The organism is Streptomyces flavovariabilis (assembly GCF_000725785.1).
GTDB lineage: Bacteria > Actinomycetota > Actinomycetes > Streptomycetales > Streptomycetaceae > Streptomyces > Streptomyces hawaiiensis.
The window spans coordinates 73511-92264 of sequence record NZ_JNXD01000022.1; the positions used below are offsets into that span (position 1 = coordinate 73511).

Sequence of the window (18754 nt, forward strand, 5' to 3'; positions counted from 1 at the left end):
CCCGTACGCCGAGAAGAATCATATTTCACTCACAGTCAGCAGCCGTTTGGGAAACGGCCCTTGGGACACACGGACTCTCGACGGATTCGCTGTGCACCAGTACCGTCACAAACCCCCCGTGCGGCGTCTATCCACTTGGCGCGCCATCCGCATCATGGACGACCATAGGGATGCGGAAAGCAGAAAGACCGCTGTGAGAGGAGGCGTCCATGGGATCGGTACGCAAGGCAAGTGCCTGGCTTGGCCTCGTCGACGACAACGAAGACGAGCGTTACTACGACGACGACGACTACTCCGACGGGAACGAGCCCGGGGAGGCCTGGGTCACCGATCCGCGCGTCAAGGTGGCCTCGGACGTCGCCGAGGAGAAGGGCCGCCGCATCGGCACGGTGACCCCGGACAGCTTCCGGGACGCGCGCGCCATCGGCGAGCTGTTCCGCGAGGGCGTGCCGGTCATCATGAACCTCACGGCCATGGAGGCGTCCGACGCCAAGCGCGTGGTCGACTTCGCGGCCGGGCTGATCTTCGGCCTGCGCGGTTCGATCGAGAGAGTGTCGACCCGCGTGTTCCTGCTGACCCCCGCCAACACGGAGATCGTCAACGGCGACCCGGCCGGGCACCGGACGGACGGCTTCTTCAACCAGAGCTGAGGCAGGGCCGCTCACCGGCCCTGCCCCCGCGCGGGGTTACCGGACCGGCCTACCGGAAGGCATCGAGTCCGGTGAGTGCCTTGCCCAGTACGAGCTGGTGCATTTCGACGGTGCCCTCGTAGGTGAGCACCGACTCGAGGTTGGTCGCGTGCCGCATCACGGGATATTCGAGCGAGATCCCGTTGGCGCCGAGAATGGTCCGGGCCGTGCGGCAGATCTCGATCGCTTCCCGGACGTTGTTGAGCTTGCCGAAGCTGACCTGCTCGGGGCGCAGGCGGCCGGCGTCCATACGCCGCCCCAGATGATGGGCGAGCAGAATCCCCTTGTGCAGTTCCACCGCCATGTCGGCGAGTTTGGCCTGGGTGAGCTGGAAACCCCCGATGGGCCGCCCGAACTGCTCCCGTGACTTCGCGTAGTCGACCGCGGTCTCGAAACTGCTGCGGGCCGCGCCCATGGCGCCCCAGACGATTCCGTACCGGGCGTGGGACAGGCAGCCGAGGGGCCCGCGCAGGCCGGTGACCTCCGGGAGGACGGCGTCGGCGGGCAGCCTCACGTCGTCGAGCACGAGCTCGCTGGTGACCGAGGCCCTGAGGGACCACTTGTGCTTGATCTCCGGCGCGGAGAACCCGCGGCTGTCGGTGGGCACGGCGAACCCGCGGATCCCGTCCTCGGTCTGCGCCCACACGACGGCGACCCCGGCGACCGACCCGTTGGTGATCCACATCTTGCGGCCGTTGAGGATCCAGTCGGAGCCGTCGCGCTTGGCGTACGTGCGCATGGAGGCGGGGTCGGAGCCGTGATCGGGCTCGGTGAGCCCGAAGCAGCCGATGACCTCGCCGGCGGCCATACGCGGCAGCCACCGCTGTTTCTGCTCCTCGCTGCCGAAGCGGTGGATGGCGTACATGGCGAGGGAGCCCTGCACCGAGACGAGGGACCGGATCCCGGAGTCGGCGGCCTCCAGCTCGAGACAGGCCAGCCCGTACTGCACGGCGGACGCGCCGGCGCACCCGTACCCGTCCAGGGACATCCCGAGGGCACCGATGCCGCCGAGCTCCTTGGCCAGCTCCCGGATCCCCGGCAGCTCGCCCTTCTCGTACCACTCGGCGACATACGGCAGCACCCGGTCCGCGGCCCAGGCCCGCACGGTGTCCCTGATCCCGAGATCCTCGGGCTCCAGCAGGTCGTCCAGGCCGAGGGGATCGGCGGGATCGAAGGGAGGCAGCTTGGACGAACCGGACATGATCGACACCCTCCGAAACTCTTTAACTAGCACCGCTAGCCAAGACGCTACGACGCCCACCCACCCACGCACCACCCGTAGCCCCCAACTGAGACACCGAACTCACCTGGGGGCCGGGCGGGCGCCGGGGCGCGAATGTTGGGCCGGGCGCTGGTGCTGGGCGCGGCCGCCAGATGCTGACGCCGGGGGCCAGGTGCGGGGGCCGAGGGCCAGGCGCCGGCGCCGAGGGGGCGAGTGCGCGGGGGCCTGGGGCAGGCGTCCAGGGCGGGGCCCGGCGCCGCCGTCCGCCGGCGCCGGGGGCCGGTCCGCGCGCGAAGCGCATGCCGGCGCCGAGGGCGGGCTCCGCGCGCGACGCGGCGTTCGCCGCAGGCCGCCGGCGGTGCGGTACCGCCCGCAGGCGGCGCCTGCCTCTCGGCCGACCGTGTCGGGTGGCGCGTGGGTGGGCGAAGGGGCGTTACACCGAGACGCGTGACTCCGCCGCGTCCCTGGGGGCAGGCAGGTCCACCGGCCCCGACTCACACTGCATGGCCCGCGGCAACCGCAACGCCATCACCGCCCCGAGCAGCAGCAACCCCGCGCTCACCAGCAACGTCACATGCAGTCCGTGCACAAACGCATCCCGGGCGGCATGCCGCAGAGCAGCACCGGCAGACCCGCCCAGCTGCGCAGCAACCTCGTACGCCTCCCCCAGCGAATGCCCCGCAGACGCGGACGCCGACGCCGGAACGCCCGGCACGCCCGACAGCCCCGGCGTGTACGCCGCGTTCATCACCGTGCCGAGCAGCGCGATCCCGATCCCCGCCCCGAGCTGGTACGACGTCTCCCCGATCGCGGCCGCCCCACCGGCCTGGTCCTGCGGCGCCTCGCTCAGCATCGACTCGTACGCCCCGAACAGCGTCGTCTCCAGCCCGAAGCCGAGCAGCACGAACCCGCTCAGCATCAGCGCACAGTCGTCCGTCCGGCCCAGCGCCGTCAGCAGCACCACCGCGAACGCCGTGAGGCAGAACCCGGCGCACACCATCCGCCGCGGCCCGAACCGCCGCAGCATCCGCGCCCCGGCCAGTCCGGCCGCCATCGCCGCGAACGTCAGCGGCAGCAGCCGCAGCCCGGTCTCCAGCGGTGACAGCCCGAGCACCAGTTGCAGGTACTGCGCCGCGATCAGTTCCAGACCCACCAGCGCGAGCATCGCCAGCACGATGCACCCGACGGACGTGCTGAAGGCCGGCCGCGCGAACATCCTGAGGTCGACCAGCGGATACGTCCGGCGCCGCTGCCGCCGTACGAAGCCGAACAGCAGCGCTGCGCCCACCACCAGCGGCAGCACGGTGAGCAGACTGCCCATCGACTCCCCGCTGCCGAGCCGCTTCACGCCCAGCACGACACCGAACAGCCCGGCCGCCGCCATCAGCGCGCCGACCACGTCCCAGGGTCCCTTGCCGTCCCCCTTCGACTCGGGCAGCAGCAGTCGTCCCACCGGGAGGCTGACCAGCATCAACGGAATGTTGACGAGGAAGACCGAGCCCCACCAGAAGTGCTCCAGCAGAAAGCCGCCGAGCAGCGGACCGACCGCCGCGCCGACCGCGGCCACGGCGCTCCAGATGCCGATCGCGAGCGCCCGCTCGCGCCGGTCCGGGAAGACCTGCCGCAGGATCGACAGGGTTGCGGGCATGATCATCGCGCCGCCGACGCCGAGCAGCGCCCGCGCCACGATCAGTACCTGCGCGCTGTCGGCCAGAGCCGCGAGGCCGGAGGCGACACCGAACAGCGTGTATCCGAGGAGCAGGACTCTTCGGCGGCCGACGCGGTCGCCCAGCGTGCCGAACAGGATCAGCAGCGAGGCGCAGACCAGTGGGTAGACGTCGACGATCCAGAGCAGCTCTATCCCGCCGGGCCTCAGGTCCTCGGTGACGGCGGGGACCGCCACGTGCAGCACGGTGGCGTCGACGGCGACCAGCAGCAGGCTGACGCAGAGGACGACGAGAACCACCCAGCGGTTGGCACCGGCCCCGGCCGCCCTACGGCGCAGCGCAGCGGCGGCCGTGGTCGTCCCGGACATGTACGTACCTCCCAGATGTTCCCTCGCGATCGGCGGGCTCACGGGGTGGGGGACGCCCCCGCGACTCGGCCGGAGAGGAGCGGTGGTCTCCGGCCCGCGCAAACGAAAAGCGAGTGACACGTCAGCGTACGCGAGTCCCCGACGGAGACCAGTGGCGGACCTCTCACACCTCCGGCGGAACGATGTGGCGTACGCCACTTGCTCCGGTGTCGTCCACGCCCCGGCCGGCCGGGTGGTTCCGCCCCGGGTCGATAATCGGGCCCGTGACCGATCTTGAGGAGCGCGCGGCCCCGTCCCGCGCCGGGGCGCTGCGTCGAGCGGCCCCGGCGCTCGCCGGGTATGCGGCCGTCCGCGCCCTGGGCCTGCTCGCCCTGTTCCTGTGGAGCGCGGCGCGGGACAAGAGCGCGTACACCCTGCTGACCGCCCGCTGGGACGCGCTCTGGTACGTCAGGGTCGCCGAGCTGGGCTACGGCTACGAGGTCCGGCTCGCGAACGGGGACGTGCACTCGAACCTGGCGTTCTTCCCCCTGCTGCCCTGGCTGGAGCGGCTGGTGGCGGCGGTGTCGCCGCTGTCGTACGCGGACGGGGGGTTTCTCGTCAGTCTGTTCGCCTCGTTCGCCGCGGCATGGGGGATCTTCGCGGTGGCGGACCGGGTGTACGGCCGCCGGGCCGGGGTGTGCGCGGTGCTGCTGTGGGCCGTGCTTCCGGTCGGGATCGTGCAGTCGATGGCGTACAGCGAGTCCCTGTTCACGGCGCTCGCGGCGTGGTCGCTGTACGCGATGATGACCGGCCGCTGGGTGACGGCGGGCACGCTGGCCCTGCTCGCGGGGCTGACCCGTCCGGTGGGACTGGCCGTGGTGGCGGCGGTGTGGGTGGCGGCGGCGGCCTCCTTCATAGGGGACAGACGTGCTGCCGACTCCGTAGGGGACGGGCGCGCGGCCGGGCAGGGCGCCCCGCGCGCCCCGGCCGGCCCCGGGACCCGCACCCGGCGCCTCCTCGGCATGCTCCTGGCGCCCCTCGGCACCGTCGGCTACGTGCTCTGGGTCGGCCACCGCACCGGCAAGGGCCCGCTGGGCTACCTGGACGTCCAGGCCGGATGGCGCAACGGCTTCGACGGCGGATACGCCTTCGCCCGGTTCGTCGCCGAGAAGTTCACGTCGTTCCCGGCGGCTCTGGCCGGCGTGGGACTGATCCTCGGGGTGGCGTCAGTCGTCTGGCTGTATGTGACCGGAGTACGTCAGCGCCAGCCGCTGCCGCTGCTGGTCTACACCGGGGTCGTGACCGCGCTCGCCCTGTGCGCGTCGAGCTACTTCGGCTCGAAACCGCGTCTGCTGCTGCCGGCCTTCCCCCTGCTGCTGCCCTTCGCGCGATCCCTGGCCGGACTGCGTATGCGCAGGTCAGCAGTGGTGCTCGGGTCGGTGGCGGTCGCCTCTGCGGTGTACGGGGCGTTCTGGCTGAACGGCTCCGGACCGCCCTGACCCGCTGTGAGCGCAAGGGGAATTCCGTGCCATGCCCCGGTGAACGAATTCAAAAGCGCAATAAAACCCGCACCCGGAATGATCAAAGGAATTGAAGGCCACAGCGTCCGGCGATTACAGATTCGCTGGAAATAAACCTCCTCCTGAGAGGAATCCCACATCACATCGTCATCACAAAGCCGTTGATTCGCCCGGGATCTGAGCTCACTCGCTGTAACGTCGATTGGGTGCGTACCGAACCGAAGCTCACCCGTCTGGACCGGGTGTTCGCCCGGCTGGACCGTGAGCCGGAACGACCGGCCCACATCGATGTGCCGAAGATGAGCAGGCACCGCATCGTGCTCTTCGCGGCGACCCTGGCCTTCTACGGCGCGATCGTGTGGGCCGTGATCATCACGTCCTGGCTGGTCCGGCTCGACTGGCAGGTCATGTTCTTCCGCCCGTACCAGCAGTGGTCGGAGATCCACTGGTTCGTCGACTACTACGTGGTCCTCGGACAGCGCGGCCCGACCGCCGTGATGGTCGCGGCCTGGCTGGGCTGGCGTTCCTGGCGGCAGCACACCCTGCGGCCGATGCTCGCGCTCGGCGTCTCACTGCTGCTGCTGAACATCACGGTCGGCGCCGCCAAGTACGGCATGGGCCGCCTGGGACCGCACTACGCGACCACCATCGGCTCGAACGAGATGTGGCTCGGCGGCGATATATTTCCGAGCGGTCACACCGCCAACGCCGTCGTGACCTGGGGAATCCTGGCCTACCTGGCGTCCTCGGCGAGAGCGCAGCGCTGGTTGTCCGCCGTGTCCGCGGTGACCTCGCTCGGCGTCGGGATGGCGACGGTCTACCTCGGTACGCACTGGTTGAGCGATGTGCTCCTCGGCTGGACCGCCGGTCTGCTGATCCTGCTCGGCCTGCCGTGGTTCGAGCCGCTGATCGCCCGTGCCGAGGCCAGGATCTTCGATCTTCGCGACCGCTTGCTGGCCCGCAGGCGCCGCACCTCGGCCGCCCCGGTGGACCCGCCGCCCGTGGTGGTCGCGCCCCTGCCCGCCGACGACCGGGACGACGTCGGGGCCTGCTCGTCCCGGGCGCCGGCCTATCTGGCGCCGGGCCCCCACACGGCCCGCTCGGAGCGCACGCCGATCACCCCGGCCGGCAGCCGCCGCCCGCCGCACCCGGAGCGCCACCCGCGCGGTTCGACCCCGTCGGCCCGCCCGCTGACGGGCGGCTGACCACGGGCCGGTGCGCACCCCGTCCGGCAGCGCGAAGGCCCCGGCTCCACAGCGGAACCGGGGCCTTCGCCGGGTCTCAGCCCTTCCAGGCCCGCGCCACCCGACCGCCCTTGACCTCGAAATTCAGCCGGCCCACGCGGTACTCCATCGTGATGATCGCCCCCGGCGGCAGCGAGCGCACCGTCGGCCAGCCGCGCTCACGCGCGAGGCGTTCGGCCCGGCCGGCCTCCAGGCCGACATAGGTGTCCGGGCTGTCGTCGGGTTCCGTGGAAGGTGTCGGAGTCGGTGCCATGCCGCCACGCTATGCGCTGCCCGCCGACCGCGGAAGTCCGGGCCCGCGGCCCGGTCACTGTCCGCCTCCCGTCACGCTTCTGTCACAAGATCACGACAGGTGTTTCGGGAGCTGTCCGTCACACGGACGAGCGGTTCTGTACGCCTTCCGCAGGCATTCGATCGTAATTCCCGCGTGTCACATGAGCTCATGGAAAAGCCCGGCGGAAAGTGCCGGGTGAAGTGCCTCCGGGGCGCCATTCCTTTCCGGTGCCGCACCGGCCCGGCGGAGTCGGCGCGTACGGGGAAATGCATGGCTTCGGCGCGGAGAGGCCGGTACGCCCCCTGTCGGAGCGCGCGGCGACGCGAGCATCATGGCGTGAGCTCGCGGGTACGTGCGGCGCGGGCTATGGCGGGCCCGGGTGCGCGATGAGCGAAGGGGCGAGCGAGCGATGGGGACGCAGACCGTACAGGCGGTGGCGCCGCCCGCGCCGCGCAAGCGGCACGGGCGGATGGTGGTCGACTGGCTGACGACGACGGACCACAAGAAGATCGGCCATCTCTACCTGATCACGTCGTTCGTGTTCTTCATGGTCGCCGGGGTGATGGCGCTGCTGATGCGCGCCGAACTGGCCCGCCCGGGGCTCCAGATCATCGACAACACACAGTTCAACCAGGCGTTCACGATGCACGGCACGATCATGCTGCTGCTGTTCGCGACGCCGACCTTCGCGGGCTTCGCCAACGAGCTGATGCCGCTGCAGATCGGCGCGCCCGACGTCGCCTTCCCACGGCTGAACATGCTCTCGTACTGGCTGTTCCTGTTCGGCGGGCTGATCGTGCTCGGCTCGCTGCTGGTGCCGTCCGGGCCGGCGGACTTCGGCTGGACCGCCTACGCCCCGCTCAACAGCGCGGAGCGCACGCCGGGGGTCGGGGCCGACCTGTGGATCATGGGGCTGGCGCTGTCGGGCTTCGGCACGATCCTCGGCGCGGTCAACTTCATCACCACCATCATCGGGATGCGCGCGCCCGGCATGACGATGTTCCGGATGCCGATCTTCGTGTGGAACACGCTGTTCACGTCGATCCTGATCCTGATGGCGTTCCCGGTACTCGCGGCGGCGCTGCTGGTACTGGAGGCGGACCGGCGGTTCGGCTCGCAGGTCTTCGACGCGGCCAACGGCGGGGCGATCCTGTGGCAGCACCTGTTCTGGTTCTTCGGCCATCCCGAGGTGTACATCATCGCGCTGCCGTTCTTCGGGATCATCACGGAGATCATCCCCGTCTTCAGCCGCAAGCCGCTGTTCGGCTACCTGACGCTGGTCGGTGCGACGATGGCGATCACCGGTCTGTCGATGATCGTGTGGGCGCACCACATGTTCGCCACGGGCGCGGTGCTGCTGCCGTTCTTCTCCTTCATGAGCTTCCTGATCGCCGTGCCGACGGGCGTGAAGTTCTTCAACTGGGCCGGCACCATGCTCAAGGGCTCGCTGTCCTTCGAGACGCCGATGCTGTGGGCCACGGGCTTCCTGGTGACGTTCCTGTTCGGCGGGCTGACCGGGGTGATCCTGGCGTCGCCGCCGATGGACTTCCATGTGACGGACACGTACTTCGTGGTCGCGCACTTCCACTACGTCGTCTTCGGCACCGTCGTCTTCGCGATCTTCGGCGGGTTCTTCTTCTGGTGGCCGAAGTTCACGGGGAAGATGCTCGACGAACGGCTCGGCAAGATCCAGTTCTGGGCGCTCTTCGCCGGTTTCCACACCACGTTCCTGGTGCAGCACTGGCTGGGCGCCGAGGGCATGCCGCGCCGGTACGCCGACTACCTGGCGGCGGACGGGTTCACGGCGCTCAACACCGTCTCGACGATCGGCGCGTTCCTGCTCGGCATGTCGACGCTGCCGTTCCTCTACAACGTGTGGAAGACCGCCAAGTACGGCGAGAAGGTCGAGGTCGACGACCCGTGGGGTTACGGCCGCTCCCTGGAGTGGGCCACCTCCTGCCCGCCACCCCGGCACAACTTCACGGCGTTGCCGCGGATCCGGTCCGAGTCGCCGGCGTTCGACCTGCACCATCCCCAGTACGCGGCGGTGACTGCGCAGCCCGAGCCAGAGCGCCATCAAGCCGGTCCCGAGTCCTCCTGATCGCGTCGATCAGCCCGTCCGGTTCCAGCACCTCGAACTCGAAGCCCAGCATCACCACGTGGATCACCATCACGTCGAGGCTCCCGGCGCCGCAGCGCAGCAGGCAGGTGTCCGGGCCCTCGGCCTCCAGCACCCCGGCGGAGGGCGAGATGTGCTCGGCCGCCTCCTCCAGGGGCACCAGGAGCCGGACGACGGCGTGAGTGGCGTACGCGCGTGTGGAGACGCCCTGGGAGACGTAGGCGGCCAGGTCCTGGGCGGGCGGGTCGCGCGGTACGAAGCGCGGGCCGTGCGGCGGCCTGGGGGTGACACGGTCCACGCGGAACGTGCGCCAGTCGTCCCGGTCGAGGTCCCAGGCGACCAGGTACCAGCGGCGCTCGGTGCACACCAGGCGGTGCGGTTCGACGGTGCGGCGGGTGGGGGTGCCGTCGTGGCCGCGGTACTCGAAGCGCAGCCGTTCGGCGTCCCGGCACAGGTGGGCGAGTTCGGTGAGCACGGCCGGGTCGACCGCGGAGGGCAGGGGGCTGCGCAGCATCGGCACGGTGACGGCGTTGAGGGCGCCCACGCGGCGGCGCAGCCGGTTCGGCAGCACCTGTTCCAGCTTGGCGAGGGCCCGTACGGAGGTTTCGCCGATGCCGTCGATGCCCTGTCCGGCGGCCGTGCGCAGGCCGACGGCCACGGCGACGGCCTCGTCGTCGTCCAGGAGCAGCGGCGGCAGTTCGGCGCCGGCGCCGAGCTGGTAGCCGCCGCCGGTGCCGGGGCTGGCGTTGACCGGGTAGCCGAGTTCGCGCAGCCGGTCGACGTCCCGGCGCAGGGTACGGGCGCTGACGCCGAGGCGGCCGGCCAGATCGGCGCCGGACCACTCGCGGTGGGCCTGGAGCAGGGACAGCAGACGCAGCAGACGGGCCGAGGTCTCCAACATGGGGCGAGTCTGCCAGGACTTGCGGACAGCCACTGTCCTCAAGGCTCGTAGGCCAGTTGCGGGACGGTGAAGCAGGTGCGGTTCATGTCCCCCTGGCCCACCCAGCCCTTGCCGTCCTGCCAGCGGGCCACCGACAGGCAGGTCCTGCTGCTCTTCGGCGGCTCGGGCAACCGTTCGAACCGGACGGGGAGCAGCAGCCCTCCGGCGGTGTAGCCCTGGCTGCGGTCCATGAAGGCGTCGACGCACGCGCGCGTGATGCCCGTCGTCGTGCAGGACTCCGCCGCGTCCGTGAACCACCGGGCGGCCGCCCACCCCTCCAGCTGCCACTGGGAGTGCGTCTTCAGCCCCGTCGTCGCCTCGCGGAACTCCCGTACGGCCGGGTGGCCGGTGTCCTCGTAGTTGCGGCTGGCGCCGGTCGCCCACAGGGCGTTGCGGCAGCGCGGGGCGTCCTGATAGGCGTCGGTGACGGTGGACGCCCAGTTCTGCACGTTGGTGACCTTGGCGGTGACGTCGGCGCCGGCCTCGTCCATGGCCTGGCAGAGGCGGGCGTTGCCGTGCCCGTCGATGGCGTCGAAGACCAGGTCGGCGCCCTGCTCCTTGAGGTCGGCGGCGACGGCGCGGAAGTTGGGCAGGGCGAAGTCGACCTGCTCGGTGACGACCTGGTAGCCCTCGGCGCGCAGGCCCCGCTCGACGAGCCGGGCGTAGGCGGCCGAGGCGGACTGGTTGTAGGACACGACGGCGGCGGTGCGGGCGCCGTGCTCGCGTTTGAAGTAGCGGTAGACCTCGGTGCCGCCGTACAGCCTGCCGTCCCAGCCGGGGGTGCCGTCGCGGGGTGCGAGGCTGCCGTAGATGCCGTAGAGGTGCGGGTAGGTGTCGTAGGCGGTGCCGATGGGCTGGCCGCCGATGTCGGGCACACGCGCGCGGGAGACACGGGAGGCGCCCGCGTAGTCCAGGGCCGTGGTGGCGACCAGCGCGACGACTTCGTCCTCCTCGACGAGTTTGTGGACGCACTCGTTGTTTCCGACGCCGCTGCCGCCGTCGTCGCAACTGCGCACCTCGACCCGGCGCCCGTCGATGCCGCCGCGCGCGTTGAGCCGGTCGAAGAAGGCCCGGGCGCCGTCGCGCGGGCCGGTGAACGCGCTGCCGCCGACCGGGCTGGTGGCGCTGGTGATGATGCCGACCCGCAGAGGGGCGGCGTCGCGGGGCGCGGGGGTGCGGTCGTCGTGCTCGAAGTCGCTCTCCGGGAGCCGGCTGCCGCAGGCCGCGCTCAGGGCGAGCAGCAGCACCGCGGCCAGTGCCTCAGCAGCCCGGAACCGGAGACGCATTGCCGCTCAGTTGGACCAGCGCGCACAGCGTCTTGGCGGACACCTTCCAGGTGCCGTCCTGCTCGACGGCGCTTCCGGAGGCGTCGGGCAGGGCGGTGGCGCCCTTCAGGGTGAGCGTGTACGTGACATCCGCCCCGGTCGCCGAGGTGAACTCGACCTCGGTGACCTTCGCCTGGACCTGGCTGCCGCGCTCGTCACCGCTGAAGGCCTGCAGGACGGGGCCCATGCGGTCGCCGTTCTCCAGGACGGCCTGCTTGTCCTCGGCCGAGGTCTTCGGGTCGAAGAACTTCTGCCAGTTCTGCCGGATCTCCGCCTCCGCCGCGGCCCGGTCCGCCGGCGCGGAGGCCGGCGCGCTCGTGGTCCGCTCCGCGGTCGGGGTGGGAGGGGTGCTCTCGCTGCCGCCGCCGCTGTCGTCGCTGCAGGCCGCCAGGGCCGGGGCGAGGACCAGGACCAAAGCGGCCGCGATCGCCGTACCCCGTCCCGCGGCTCGTGGACGCCCTGTCGCGTTCCCCCGCCTGAGGTCGCTGCCGAGAACCATCTGGCTCACCACCGGGTGTCGGTCCGGGCCATCCGCGCCCGGTGCTTTCAGGGTCAGCTTCCACAGGGCATAGTGCAAGCGATCGGCGGACTTGAACAGGCAGCCGGGCGCGCGCTCAGCCGAATGCGACGTGTGGGAGGCAGCGATGCGGACCAGCCGACTGCGGACCGTGCATCCCGTCCTGTGGGCCGGCTGGGCGGCCCTGGCCGCCGGCGCGGTGCTGTGCGTCGTCGGCTGGTACGGAGTCTCCGGCGAGCGTCACGCCGAACGGCAGCTGCCCTACCTCGCCTCCTGCAGCATTCCCGGCGCCGCGCTGATCATCGCCGGGGCGGTGCTGCTGGCCCGGGGCCGGGGTTCGATCGCCGCCGCGCGTGTGGAGGAGCTGTACGGCCTGCTGGTGGCGGCCGAGCCCGGCGAGCCGGAGGAGGCGGGGCGGGCCGCGCTCGCGCCGCTCGCGGTCAGCGGCGACCTGCTGATGGTGCCGGGCGGCACGCTGTGGCACCGCGCGGACTGCCCGCTGGTCGCGGGCAAGGCGGAGGCGGTTCCGGTGGACTCCAAGCTGGTGGCGAGCGGTGAGCTGGACCCCTGCCCGATCTGCGAGCCGGCCGAAGAAACCGACTGATGTCGTCGCTGACGTACGACCTCACCCTCGCCGGGCTCTCGGTCGGAAGCGCGGCGGCGCTGACCGGGATCGGCCTGATCGTGACGTACCGCGCGACGGGAGTGCTGAACTTCGCGCACGGCGCGATCGCGATGGTGTGCGCGTACGCGCTGCGGCAGTGCGTGGTCGAGTGGGGCTGGCCGCTGTGGCTCGGGGCGGTGGTGACACTGCTGGTGCTGGCGCCGGGGCTGGGGGTCGTACTGGAGCGGTTCGTCTTCCGTCCCCTGGCGGTCCTCGGCGGTGGCCCGGCGCAGACGCTGGTGGCGTCCATCGGGGTGTTCGTGCTGCTGGTGGGCGGGGCGGCGCTGCTGTGGGGGCAGGGGGCGCGGGACGACGCGCCGGTGCTGGTGCCGGACGAGCCGTGGGGGCAGCTGGCGGTGGTGCTGGTGCTGGCCGCCGGGGTCGCGGCGGTGACTCACCGGACGCGGTTCGGGCGGGAGTTGCGGGCCGTGGTCGACGACCGGCGGCTCGCCGTGCTGGGCGGGATCGACGCGGACCGGGTCGCGGCGGCGGGCTGGGCGTTCGGTTCGTTCACCGCGGGCCTGACCGGTGTGCTGCTGGCGCCGTACGTGCGGCTCGACCCGTACGGGCTGTCGCTGCTCGTGATGGAGGTCGTGGCGGTCGCGGTGGCCGCGCGGATGCGGAGCCTGCCGGTCGCGGTGGTGGTGGCGCTGGGCATCGGGGTGGCGCAGAGCCAGCTGACGCGACTGCACCCGTCTGGCTGGGCCGAGCCGCTGCTCCAGGCGGCGGGCACGAACCTGTTCGTCGTCGCGCTGCTGATCGCGGCACTGGTGCTGCCGGGCGCCGGGGAGCGGGACGCGCTGCCGCGCACGGCCACGGCGCGGGTGCCGACGCCGCCGGGCGCCTGGATCGTGGTGCTCGTGTTGTTCCTGCTGCCGCTGGGCCTGGCCGGCCGGGACCTGCACACCTCGGTCCAGGTACCGGCGCTGGCCGTGATCCTGCTGTCCCTGGTGGTGGTCACCGGCCGCGGCGGCCAGATCTCGCTGGGGCAGGCGGCGTACGCGGGGCTGGGCGCCCTGTTCACGGCGCTGCTGGCGGCGGGCCGCTTCCCGGGGCTGCCCGCCCTGCCGGAGCTGGCGGCCCTCGCGGTGTCGGTGGTCCTGGTGGCGCCGCTCGGCCTGCTGACGGGCTGGCCGGCGATCAGCCGCCGGGGCCTGGCGCTCGCGCTCGCGACGTTCGCGGTCGGCGTGGGGGTGAGCCGCTTCGTCTTCGCCCAGCCGTACGCCACGTCGGGCCTGTCCCTGGGCCGCCCGGCGGGCTTCGACGGGGACCGGGCGTACTACGTGCTGGAACTGCTCCTGCTGGGGGTGGCGCTGCTGGCGGCGCACGCGCTGCGCCGGGGGCGGACGGGCCGCGCCCTCGCCGCCCTGCGGGATCACGAGCGGGGCGCGCAGGCGGCGGGCGTCCCGGTGCCGTCCCTCAAGCTGCTGGCCTTCGTCGCGGGCGCCGCGCTGGCCGCGCTGGGCGGCGGCATGCTCGGCATGGGCCTGCGCGCCTTCGACGCCGCCGCCTACGACCCCGTGCGCGGCCTGCTGTGGTTCGCCGCGGTGGTGGTGCTGGGCGCCGACAGCACGCTCGGCGCCCTGGGCGCGGCGGCCCTCCTGGTCGGGCTGGACGCCGGCGCCCGCGGTGGCGTCGCGGCGGCGCTGATCGGCGTCCTGGCGATCCTGGTGGGCCGCTTCCCCGGCGGCCCGTACGAAACCCTGCGCGCAGCGGCGGAACGCCTCCGGGGGCGCCGCATCCCGGCCCTGACTGCGGTGGGCGCGCGGGCCCGCAGGAGGCTGCGCCCGGCGGAGCCGCAGGCGGCCCCCGGGGCATTGGTGCCGACCGGGGCGACGCGCGGGGCACGCAGGGCGGAGGGCGCGGGAGCGGCGGGCCGGCGCGAGCGCCGAAACGGCGAGAGCCGTCCGGAACGCAGCCCGTCGAGCCGGGCCGCCCCCCACCTGCCGACCGACAGCAGCCGCCCACCGGCCACCCGGCGCGAGCCGACCCCTGAGCCGACCCCGGCCACCCGGCCCGAGCCACCCCCAGAGCCCTCCCCGGCCACCCGGCCCGAGCCACCCCCAGAGCCAACCCCAGAACCCTCCCCGACCACCCGGCCCGAGCCACCTCCAGAGCCAACCCCAGAACCCTCCCCGACCACCCTGCGCGAACCGACCCCTGAGCCGACCCCGGCCACCCGGCCCGAGCCACCCCCAGAGCCCTCGCCGACCACCCGGCGCAAGCCAACCCCTGAGCCGACCCCCGAGCTCTCCCCGGGCCGTCGGCCGCGCGCGGCTGCGCGCAAGGGAGACGGTGCGCCGTCGCCCAAGGGCCCGACCGCCACGGCCCCGGCCGCTCCGCTCCTCAGCGCCCGCCACCTCCACGCCCACTACAACGGCTTCACCGCCCTCGACGGTGTGGATGTGGATCTCTCCCCCGGCCGGATCACCGCGGTCGTCGGGCCCAACGGGGCCGGGAAGAGCACCCTGTTCCACTGTCTGGCCGGGACGCTGCGGCCCGCGCGCGGGAGCGTGCGTCTCGGCGGGCGGGACATCACCACGCTGCCCGCCCATGCCCGCACCCGGCTCGGTGTCGCACGGACCTTCCAGCAACTGGCCGTCTTCCCCTCGCTGACCGTGGCCGAGAACGTCCGCGTCGGCGCCGAGCAGGGCCGGGTGACCGACCCGGGCGCCGTGGAGCGCACCCTCAGGCTGCTCGGGCTCGACGGACCGGTGCGCGCACGGCCCGCCGCCGGGCTGTCCACCGGGACGCTGCGCCGCGTCGAACTGGCCCGGGCCCTGGCGGGAAGCCCCCACGTCCTCCTCCTCGACGAGCCGGCCGCCGGTCTCGACACCGCCGAAGTGACCGCCATGGCCCGGCTCCTGAAGGCTCTGGCCGCCGACGGCACGGCCCTCCTCGTCGTCGAGCACGACCTGGACCTGGTGGCCGGTCTCGCCGATGTCGTGCACGTGATGACCGCGGGCCGGATCGTCGCCTCCGGCCCGCCCGGGAGCGTGCTGGAGGCCCTGGAGTCGGGGGCCGGCCGATGACGACCGTCTCCCTGCGCCACGCACGCGTGCGCTACGGCCCTCTGGAGGCCCTGCACGGCGTGACCCTCGCCGCCCCCTGCCCGGGCCTCACCGTGCTGCTCGGCCGCAACGGCTCCGGCCGCACCACCGCCCTGCGCGCCCTGGCCGGTATCGTGCCGCTGTCGGGCGGCACGATGGTGTGGGACGGAGCCGAAGTGACCGGCATACCCGCCCACGAGCGTGCCCGGCGCGGAATGTGCCTGGTCCCGGAGCGGCAGGCGGTGTTCGGCTCGCTCACCGTGCGCGAGAACCTCGATCTCGCCGCGCGCGACCACACCGTGGCCCTCGACGCCTATCCGCAGCTGCGGCCCCTGCTGGAGCGGCGCGCCGGCACGCTCTCCGGCGGCGAGCAGCGCATGCTCGCCCTCTCCCGGGCCCTGCTCGCCCGCGCGCGCGTGGTGCTCGTCGACGAGCCCGCCCAGGGCCTGGCGCCCTCGGTCGCGGCCCGGACGTACGAACTGCTGGGTTCGCTCGACGCGTGCGTGGTGGTCGCCGAGCAGCGGCTGCCGCCCGCCCTGCGGGACCGGTCCGCGATCGTCTACGAACTGCGCCGCGGGACCGTGGTGTTCGCCGGGGAGGCGAGTGAGCTCACGGGCTGACCCCGGACGCCGAGACCCCGCCCGGTCGGTCGACCGGACGGGGCCCGTGTCCCGGCGAGGGGGAGCAGCGGCTCAGAATTCGAGGCGCAGGCCGGGCACGATCACGTCGGGATCGGCGCCTATGGCGGCTTTGTTGGCGGCGTAGAGGCGCTGCCAGGTGGTTCCGTGCCGGGCGGCGACGCCGCTCAGTGTGTCGCCCTGACGGACGGTGTAGTCGCCGCGGGACGAGCCGCGGTCCGCGTGTTCCGTGGAGCGCGCCGGCGCCTTCGGCGGTTTCGCCGGGGCCGGCGCGGCGGAAGTGACCGGAGCGGCGGCGGGTGCACCGCCGCTCGCCCCGGCACGTGCCGAGCAGGTCGGCCAGGCGCCCCATCCCTGGGCGCGCTGGACCTTGGTGGCGACGGCGATCTGCTGGGACCTGCTCGCCCGGTCGGCGGTGGGCGCGTAGGCCGTGCCGCCGTAGGCGTTCCAGGTGGAGGCGGCGAACTGGAGTCCGCCGTAGTAGCCGTTGCCGGTGTTGATGTGCCAGTTGCCGCCGCTCTCGCACTGGGCGATGCGGTCCCACACTCCGCTGTCGGCCGCCGCGGCGTTTCCGGTCGCGGCGAGCAGTCCGAGGGGCGCGAGCAGTGCCGCCCCGGCGAGGACCGCTGCCGTACGAACCTGGTTCTTCCGAGCGTCGTGGCGAGTGGTATCGGCACATTCGGACATGTAGGTCCCTCTCGAAACACCCGGGATCCCCCAAGGCGGGACGCCACTCCCGCGCCATGGGGCGCGAGGGCCGCGCTCGCCCCGTCCACCGGAGCGGTGCCGTGCCCGGTTCCTGGGAACCCGGCGGCCGGTGGACGTACCCGAGCGGTGCTCGTTGCACACGGCGGAGGAATCTAGGGAGGTCGACGGGCGACATCAACCAGTCACCCGTCCGGGCAGGCCAGTTCCCCGATACCTGGGGTAACGACATTTTCCGGACACCCACTTCATTCGCGGATTTCCGGATTTGTCGACCACCTTCCCTCGGGATCTGTGACCCACTTCACTCCCCCAACACCCGCTACGTGTCAGCGAGTTGACGGTGAGTGCGCGATTCCGCGCCGAGCGTGACCCTGCGCGCTGGTTGGTTCGATTCCGTTCGCCCTGGGGCGTGACTCCCGCCACAGATCGCCCGTTGTCTTCTTCATGAGCCGGGACCTACCCGGACCACGGGCCGGGAGCCACCCGGCTTTGCCACGCACCGCATCCCCGAGGGAGCCACCCGTGCCGCGCATGCTCGACGTCAGCGACGAGGTACGCGCCGAGATCGGCGACGAAGAAGCCGACCGCCTGCTCGCCGGAGAGACCGCCCCGGGCAGTTACGACTGCACGTCCTGCCGCACTCCGGGCGACTCCGCGCAGGAGCGCACCAGCACCGTCCTGTTCATCGGGGACGAGACCGCCGTCCTCGCCTTCGCCCACGCCGGCTGCCTGCCCTCGCAGGTCGTGCAGGTCACCGAGGAGCAGCTGCGGGGCGCCGTGAAGTCCATCACGGGCGACACCGTCGACCTGGAGCCCGACAAGGTGGTGCCCGAGCCGGCGGTGCTCGGTGTGACCAGCGGGCTCGTCCTGATCGGCGGGGAGCTGCACCCGGCCCTGGTGGTGGAGCCGACCGGACCCGTCGCCCGGCCCGGCACGACCGGCGGCGGCGACGACTTCCTGCCGCTGCTCATCGAGCAGGGCTTCATGCCGCTGACGGAGCTGTCGGCCGTGCCGCCGGTGCTGCACGGCTGGTCGGTGCTGCTCGCCGTGGGCCAGCTGCACGCGGTGCTCCAGCCGGGCAGCAACGGCGGCCAGCCGGTGGCCTGGTGGCAGGCGCACCAGCCACTCCAGGTGACCGAGGGCTGGCGCGCGGCCGCCAACAAGCACCAGCAGGTGCTGATGTTCGCCGCGCCCGTCGGCTCGATCGGCCGCCAGCCGCGCGAGGACCTGCTGCGCGACGCGCTGGACAAGGCGGCGGCGAACGGAAAGCTGGTCGCCTCGGCGCTGCCGCTGGCCGGCACCTGAGCCGCGCGTCACCCGCGCACGCCGTACACCTACGAAAGCCGTACCCGGACCGCATCCCTTGACCCGCGGGGTCGTTTGGACATACGTGCACGCATACGACGTTCCCCGCCGCCAGTCCTTCTCGCCGATCCCGTCCGCGCGATCGGCTCAGGACTCCCAGGGCGGCCCATCGGCCACGCCGATCTACGACGCGCTCTACGCCGAGTACGTCAAGTCCTTCCGCGCACTGCCCGGCGACCGCAGCGGCGAGGAGAAGCTGGGCTTCACCGCCTTCGGGAACAACCCGCACGGTTCGGGCTCGTACGGGGGGACGTACGGCAGCTCGTACGGTGCCTACAGCGCGGGCGCCCAGAGCGCCCGCCATGCCGCCGGGCAGCCGCAGTGGCAGCGCGTCGGGACCGTCGGATCGCACAGCACGGGGATGCACTACGTCCCGGCCGCGCTGCCGCCGGGACGGCGCGGCGGCGCCTGAGCGAGCACCGGACACCGGAAAAGGGCGGCCCGTGGGGCCGCCCTTTTCCGGTG

15 protein-coding genes and 1 pseudogene are annotated in these 18754 nt (G+C 72.5%); 9 read left to right on the forward strand and 7 right to left on the reverse strand.

Annotated elements, in window-relative coordinates; translation table 11 throughout:
* The first annotated feature begins 209 nt into the window (after positions 1-209).
* A complete protein-coding gene (locus IO24_RS0131830) occupies positions 210-650 on the forward strand; it encodes a cell division protein SepF (protein ID WP_030850887.1) in 441 nt (146 codons plus the stop codon).
* Positions 651-699: 49 nt separating this feature from the next.
* On the opposite strand, the gene IO24_RS0131835 is transcribed toward IO24_RS0131830, so the two are convergent.
* The gene (locus tag IO24_RS0131835) at positions 700-1890 is read right to left on the reverse strand and encodes an acyl-CoA dehydrogenase family protein (protein WP_031141718.1); all 1191 of its coding nucleotides are present in this window, start codon (positions 1888-1890) and stop codon (positions 700-702) included.
* Between the two features lie 454 nt (positions 1891-2344).
* The gene (locus IO24_RS0131840) at positions 2345-3946 is read right to left on the reverse strand and encodes an MFS transporter (RefSeq protein ID WP_031141720.1); all 1602 of its coding nucleotides are present in this window, start codon (positions 3944-3946) and stop codon (positions 2345-2347) included.
* 263 nt (positions 3947-4209) lie between these two features.
* Here IO24_RS0131840 and IO24_RS0131845 point away from each other — a divergent pair, with 263 nt between their 5' ends.
* Together IO24_RS0131845 and IO24_RS0131850 are read left to right on the forward strand one after the other, a co-directional pair.
* Positions 4210-5424: a glycosyltransferase family 39 protein gene (locus IO24_RS0131845; protein WP_031141722.1), complete on the forward strand. Its 1215-nt coding sequence runs from the start codon at positions 4210-4212 to the stop codon at positions 5422-5424.
* A gap of 227 nt (positions 5425-5651) precedes the next feature.
* Complete coding sequence (locus IO24_RS0131850) at positions 5652-6650, forward strand: phosphatase PAP2 family protein (RefSeq protein WP_031141724.1); 999 nt, start codon at positions 5652-5654, stop codon at positions 6648-6650.
* Positions 6651-6726: 76 nt separating this feature from the next.
* Here the strand turns inward: IO24_RS0131850 and IO24_RS0131855 are convergent, their stop codons facing one another.
* Positions 6727-6942, reverse strand: coding sequence for an I78 family peptidase inhibitor (locus IO24_RS0131855; RefSeq protein WP_031141727.1), 216 nt, complete (start codon positions 6940-6942; stop codon positions 6727-6729).
* A gap of 490 nt (positions 6943-7432) precedes the next feature.
* Here IO24_RS0131855 and ctaD point away from each other — a divergent pair.
* Positions 7433-8944, forward strand: a pseudogene (ctaD, locus tag IO24_RS0131860) (aa3-type cytochrome oxidase subunit I); the annotation flags it as partial.
* Here the strand turns inward: ctaD and IO24_RS43570 are convergent.
* Genes IO24_RS43570 through IO24_RS0131875 form a run of 3 tightly spaced genes read right to left on the reverse strand, consistent with a single transcriptional unit; the run spans position 8943 to position 11846 of the window.
* Complete coding sequence (locus tag IO24_RS43570; protein ID WP_031141732.1) at positions 8943-9983, reverse strand: WYL domain-containing protein; 1041 nt, start codon at positions 9981-9983, stop codon at positions 8943-8945. The pseudogene ctaD and the gene IO24_RS43570 sit on opposite strands and share 2 nt — an antisense overlap.
* Before the next feature lie 38 nt (positions 9984-10021).
* Positions 10022-11308, reverse strand: a complete 1287-nt coding sequence (locus IO24_RS0131870) for an ABC transporter substrate-binding protein (protein ID WP_031141734.1) — start codon at positions 11306-11308, stop codon at positions 10022-10024.
* On the reverse strand, positions 11283-11846 hold the full coding sequence (locus IO24_RS0131875; RefSeq protein ID WP_031141736.1) for an MTB12 C-terminal domain-containing protein: 564 nt from the start codon (positions 11844-11846) through the stop codon (positions 11283-11285). Before IO24_RS0131875 ends, IO24_RS0131870 begins: the two co-directional genes overlap by 26 nt.
* A 145-nt stretch (positions 11847-11991) precedes the next feature.
* Between IO24_RS0131875 and IO24_RS0131880 the strand changes: the two genes are divergently transcribed.
* Genes IO24_RS0131880 through IO24_RS0131890 form a run of 3 tightly spaced genes read left to right on the forward strand, consistent with a single transcriptional unit; the run spans position 11992 to position 16198 of the window.
* Entirely contained in the window at positions 11992-12468 is a 477-nt protein-coding gene (locus IO24_RS0131880; RefSeq protein ID WP_031141738.1) for a hypothetical protein, read from the forward strand.
* Positions 12468-15560, forward strand: coding sequence for a branched-chain amino acid ABC transporter permease/ATP-binding protein (locus IO24_RS0131885; RefSeq protein ID WP_031141740.1), 3093 nt, complete (start codon positions 12468-12470; stop codon positions 15558-15560). Before IO24_RS0131880 ends, IO24_RS0131885 begins: the two co-directional genes overlap by 1 nt.
* Positions 15557-16198: an ABC transporter ATP-binding protein gene (locus tag IO24_RS0131890; protein ID WP_031141742.1), complete on the forward strand. Its 642-nt coding sequence runs from the start codon at positions 15557-15559 to the stop codon at positions 16196-16198. Before IO24_RS0131885 ends, IO24_RS0131890 begins: the two co-directional genes overlap by 4 nt.
* Positions 16199-16270: 72 nt before the next feature.
* Here IO24_RS0131890 and IO24_RS0131895 read toward each other — a convergent pair whose 3' ends face one another.
* On the reverse strand, positions 16271-16903 hold the full coding sequence (locus tag IO24_RS0131895; protein WP_031141744.1) for a LysM peptidoglycan-binding domain-containing protein: 633 nt from the start codon (positions 16901-16903) through the stop codon (positions 16271-16273).
* Between the two features lie 543 nt (positions 16904-17446).
* On the opposite strand from IO24_RS0131895, the gene IO24_RS0131900 reads away from it, so the two are divergent.
* Both IO24_RS0131900 and IO24_RS0131905 read left to right on the forward strand, forming a co-directional pair.
* Positions 17447-18229: a hypothetical protein gene (locus tag IO24_RS0131900; RefSeq protein WP_031141746.1), complete on the forward strand. Its 783-nt coding sequence runs from the start codon at positions 17447-17449 to the stop codon at positions 18227-18229.
* A gap of 85 nt (positions 18230-18314) precedes the next feature.
* Entirely contained in the window at positions 18315-18701 is a 387-nt protein-coding gene (locus tag IO24_RS0131905; RefSeq protein ID WP_031141748.1) for a hypothetical protein, read from the forward strand.
* Positions 18702-18754 lie beyond the last annotated feature (53 nt).